Here is a 4,533-nt window from a genome sequence, read left to right as displayed (position 1 = left end):
CGGGTGCCACCGGAGGTGCGGCGGCCCCTGCCGGCCGGCGGAGTCCGATCCGCCTGGCGGCGTACGACAACTGATGCCTCGTCAACTAGCTTGTGGGCATGAGGAATCGCATGCTCGCGACGGTCGCGGTCGGCGCCGCCCTGCTGCTGGCCGGCTGTAGTGGCTCGGGCTCGGGCTCGGGTTCCGACTCCGGCTCGGGCTCCGGAGCCGCCGTCGAGGAGCGGCCCGGGCCCGGGCCTTCCGGCGCCGAGAGCCGCGCCGACGGAGCCCGGCTGCTCTACCGGGCCGGCGGTGGCCGCAGCGCCCAGAACCCGGCCTTCGCCCCGGACGGCCGTTCGGTGCTGCTGACCGAGTTCAGCGGGGGCTACAACAAGGGCGCCGCCGCCCTCGGCATCCTGCCGTCGGACGGCGGCGCACCCCGCACGGTGCTGGACGACCCGGACCGGGCGGCCGTCAACCTCCCCGGTGCCAGCTGGAACGCCGCCGCCGGCGCCTTCGCCTTCGCCACCGACCGGGAGTCCGGCCACGACGAGGTCTGGCTGATGAAGCCGGGTGGCGCCCCCGAGCGGGTGACCAGCCACGCCGACGGCAGCGGCTACAGCGAACCGAGCTTCTCCCCGGACGGCGAGTGGATCGTCTTCCAGCAGAGCTGGGAGCCGGAGCGCGCCGCCGGGCAGGACGACGCGGCGGGGCAGGACGACGCGGCCGAGCAGGACTCGCTCTGGAAGGTCCGTCGTGGCGGCGGCGCGCCCGTCCCGCTGGTGGACGGCCGGGGGACCGGCACGGACAACCGGCAGCCCAACTGGTCCCCGACGGGCGACCGGATCGTCTTCCAGCGGCGCGGCGCGGGCCGCGAGGACTGGTCGCTGTGGACGGTGGGCGCGGACGGCGGCGGGCTGCGGCAGGTCACCGGCACGCCGGGCGAGCACACCGACCCGAGCTGGTCCCCGGACGGCCGCTTCCTGGTCTTCTCCTCCAACCTGGGCGGCCTGCCGAACGCCCAGCTCTTCGTGGTGGCGGCGGGCGGCGGCACTCCCGTCCGGGTGACCCACGACGACGCCGCCTACGACGGTGCGCCGAGCTGGTCCCCGGACGGGAAGTGGATCGCCTTCGAGTCCGCCCGGGGCGGCGAGGCCAACCCCGCCGCCCTCTGGCGCATCCCCGCGCCGGCGCGCTAGGCCTGTCCGGCCTGAGCCACGGTGACCGTGACCACCGAGTACTGGGCGACGGTCAGCGGCACGCTGACCGTCGCGCCGGTGACGGTGTACGGGACGGCCTTGGGCGCCGGGTCGGTGCCGTCCGGGCCGGCGACCGTGACGGCGGTGACGCTCGCCCCGGCCGGGAGTGCGTAGGACAGCGTGCAGTTGGCGGGGCTGCCGCGGAACGCCGCCGGGGTGTCCTCGAAGTTGCTGAAGTTCACCAGGTGGACGACGGTGTCGGCGCCGAGCCGCCGGGCGTCCAGGAAGATCCGCCGGTCCCCGGCCAGGGTGACGGCCGGCGGGGCGGACTGCCGGACGGCGGCGAGCAGTTGGTCCGCCGAGGCCTGGTCGGTCTTGGTCAGGTAGCTCAGCCCGGGCAGGGCCTTGACGTACCAGCAGCTGCCGCTGCCGAAGGAGTTCTGCTTGGTGGCGGGCAGCGGATCGGCCCTGCGCAGGCCGAGCACGTCGGAGAGCGCGAACTCGGCGCGCTGGCCGCCCAGTTCGTCCAGTGCGGTGGGTGCCGGGCCGGTGATCACGATCGTCCCGCCGGCCGAGACGAAGGCGCGCAGCAGCGCCGCCTCGGTGTCCGAGACCGCCTGGAGGTTGGGCAGCAGCAGGACCTTGAAGCGGGCCAGGTCGTCGGCGGTCAGGCCGGGGCTGGGCACCGTGTCGAACGGCACGTGGGCGTAGACCAGTGCCTTCACGGTGCCCCGGAACTCGCCGAGCCAGGGGAGCGAGGCGCAGCTCATCTGCGGGTCGTCGCCGCCCCACCAGTCGGCGATCCCGGCCGGGGCCTTGGCGTTGACGTACATCCCGTTGCCCTCGCCGGGCGCCACGTAGTCCCGGGACGGCGCCGAGTGGTAGACGCCGACCTGCGCGATCGAGACCGGGTCGTAGAGCTTGGCCTGGTTGACGCGCACGAAGCGGTACATCCGGGTGCGCATCGCGGCGTCCACGGTGTCGTTCTTGAACGGGGTCTTCACCTCGTACGGGTTGCAGCCGGTCGCGATCAGTTGGGACATCACCAGCGAGGCGTCGTCGGCCTGCCAGCCGTAGGAGAACGCCCAGGCGGGCTTGGTGCCGCTGGCGGCGCGGGCGTACTTGTACATCGAGATCAGACAGGTCCAGTCGGAGGCGGTGGCGTGCCGCATGCCGTCGTAGTTGCCGAGGATGTCCACCTCCCAGACCTGGCTGACGGCGCCGGGGGCCTGGCGCAGGTATCCGCCGTCCAGGCCGATCGAGGTGGCGTAGCGGTAGTCCATCGAGACGGTCTCGACGAAGGTGACCAGGTCGGGGTTGACCGAGCGGCCCGCGGCGGCGATGTCCAGCTGGAACCCGAGCAGGTTGCGGTGGCGCCACTCGATGTAGCGGCGGAAGACCGGGTCGGCGTAGTTCGCGGCCTTGGGCAGGTCCAGGCCGGTGTCGGCCTTGAACGCGGCCGCGCCCCAGGTGGAGGCGTCGCACCAGGAGAGCACGCCGTCGAAGTAGATCGGGACGTCCGGCCAGATGCCGTCCACGCCGGTCGCGGCCACGCCCTTGATCCGCTTGAGGTAGTAGTCCCGCCAGGGCGAGTTGGGGCTGAGCCAGACGCTCTCGTCGCCCGGGTCGACCCAGACGACTACGCTGCCGTAGAACACGTTGGGCTTGCCGGCGAGGTCGCGCTGGACCCAGTTCTTGCCCTGGTCGTTCTTGTAGAAGGAGCGGCCCTTCTCGCCGCCGGGGGAGATCAGCTCCAGCGACGGGTAGTACATGACGACCTTGAGGCCGGCGGCGTGGGCGAGGCCGGTGAACTGCTTCACCTCGGCCATGTGGGCGGCGAACTCGGCGTCGGTGAGCCAGTTCGAGAGCAGGGTGTCCAGCTCGATGACGCTGACCTCCTGAGCCTTGAGGGCGTCCACGTAGCCCTGCATGTCGGCGGGCTCGTTGAAGGTGCCGTCGGCGATGCGGGCGTAGCGGGCCCAGTCGGGCCAGGCCGGGGCGGCGACGGTGGGGCCGGTGGCGCGCGGCGTGGCGCGGTGGGTGCTGGGCCAGAGGCCGTCGTACTGGGAGGTGCCGAACTCGTGGTCCGGCGCGGTGGCGGCCCAGGCCGCGCCGCCGGGCAGCAGCCGGACGGTGGCCAGGGCGCCGCCCGCGCCGAGGCCGGCCCGGAGCAGGCGGCGGCGGCCGAGGCGGGAGCCGTCGGGTCGTGGTGGTGTTGCCTGCTGGTCGCTTCCGTCGTGCCGTGCGGTTCCTTCGTGCTGCTCGGGCATGGTGGTCCCCCCAGCGTGAGCGGGCCGGCGTGGGTGGGCGCGGCCCGGGAACGGTCGTGAGCACTGCGAGTCGTGGGCGATGCGGTCGGTGCGCGCACGGTGCGCCGACCCGGGGCCGACCCTAGACGGTGTGCCGCCCCGGCCGTCCGGTCCCGGTCCGCGGCTACGCCAGACGTCGGACCGCCGGTTCCATCAGTGTGCGGACCGTCGTCGGGGTGAGGCGCGGGGGAGTTCGGGGTAGGGGTGCTCGCAGGACACCGTTGATGATCATAAATTCTCTACAGTGCTGTAGATTCGCGGCACGGGCGGTGGCAGAACGAGGAGGACGCGATGAGCGTTTCGCTGGCCAAGGGGCAGAAGATCAGCCTGGAGAAGCCGGGCGGCGGGCAGTTGAGCCTGGTCCGGATGGGCCTGGGCTGGAAGGCGGCCGAGCGCAAGGGCTTCCTCGCCAAGCTGCTGTCCGCCGGCCGGGAGATCGACCTGGACGCCTCGGCGGTGCTGTTCGCCCAGGGGCGGCCGGTGGACGTGGTGTTCTTCCAGCACCTCAACAGCAATGACGGCTCGGTGCGGCACAGCGGGGACAACCTGGTCGGCGGTGCGGGCGACGCGACCGACGACGAGTCGATCACGGTCGACCTGACCACCGTCTCCGCCGAGGTCGACCAGATCGTCTTCACCGTCAACTCCTTCACCGGGCAGACCTTCCAAGAGGTGGAGGCGGCCTTCTGCCGGCTGGTGGACGAGACCACCGGCATCGAGCTGGCCCGCTACACGCTCACCGGCGGCGGCCCGTACACCGCGCAGATCATGGCCAAGGTGCAGCGCACGGCGGGCGGTTGGCAGATGACGGCGATCGGCCAGCCGGCCGGTGGGCGGACCTTCCAGGACCTGATGCCGGAGCTGGTCAAGTACCTCTGACCCCGCTCGGCTCCCGGCGGAACCGCTGCCGGGTGCTCGACGACGCCTGGTTCGAGTCGCTGACCCGGCGCGACGAGATCATGCCGCGCTGGGTCCGGGTGCTGGGGGAGGGCGAGGCCACGGTCGGCACCGGGATGGTGGCGGGGGCGCGGTCCCGGGTGCGGGAC

3 protein-coding genes are annotated in these 4,533 nt (G+C 72.8%); 2 read left to right on the top strand and 1 reads right to left on the bottom strand.

Going from position 1 to position 4,533, the window contains the following annotated elements; all coding sequences use genetic code 11:
- The first annotated feature begins 98 nt into the window (after positions 1-98).
- Complete coding sequence (locus tag ACFRMQ_RS38610) at positions 99-1,178, top strand: hypothetical protein (RefSeq protein WP_380735563.1); 1,080 nt, start codon at positions 99-101, stop codon at positions 1,176-1,178.
- Here the strand turns inward: ACFRMQ_RS38610 and ACFRMQ_RS38605 are convergent.
- Positions 1,175-3,448 (bottom strand): hypothetical protein, encoded by a 2,274-nt coding sequence (locus tag ACFRMQ_RS38605; protein WP_380735562.1) that lies wholly within the window; start codon positions 3,446-3,448, stop codon positions 1,175-1,177. The genes ACFRMQ_RS38610 and ACFRMQ_RS38605 overlap by 4 nt on opposite strands.
- A gap of 330 nt (positions 3,449-3,778) precedes the next feature.
- On the opposite strand from ACFRMQ_RS38605, the gene ACFRMQ_RS38600 reads away from it, so the two are divergent.
- Positions 3,779-4,366 (top strand): TerD family protein, encoded by a 588-nt coding sequence (locus ACFRMQ_RS38600; RefSeq protein WP_380735561.1) that lies wholly within the window; start codon positions 3,779-3,781, stop codon positions 4,364-4,366.
- Positions 4,367-4,533: the final 167 nt, after the last annotated feature.

Origin of the sequence: Kitasatospora sp. NPDC056783, from assembly GCF_042789895.1 — a bacterium.
GTDB lineage: Bacteria > Actinomycetota > Actinomycetes > Streptomycetales > Streptomycetaceae > Kitasatospora.
The sequence above is the reverse complement of the archived record's forward strand: the minus strand, read 5'-3'. Positions and strand labels throughout refer to the sequence as shown.

Bases quoted from the DNA above. Each gene is read 5' to 3' on its own strand.
- ACFRMQ_RS38610 (WP_380735563.1), top strand. From the start codon at position 99: ATGAGGAATCGCATGCTCGCGACGGTCGCGGTCGGCGCCGCCCTGCTG.
- ACFRMQ_RS38605 (WP_380735562.1), bottom strand. From the start codon at position 3,448: ATGCCCGAGCAGCACGAAGGAACCGCACGGCACGACGGAAGCGACCAG.
- ACFRMQ_RS38600 (WP_380735561.1), top strand. From the start codon at position 3,779: ATGAGCGTTTCGCTGGCCAAGGGGCAGAAGATCAGCCTGGAGAAGCCG.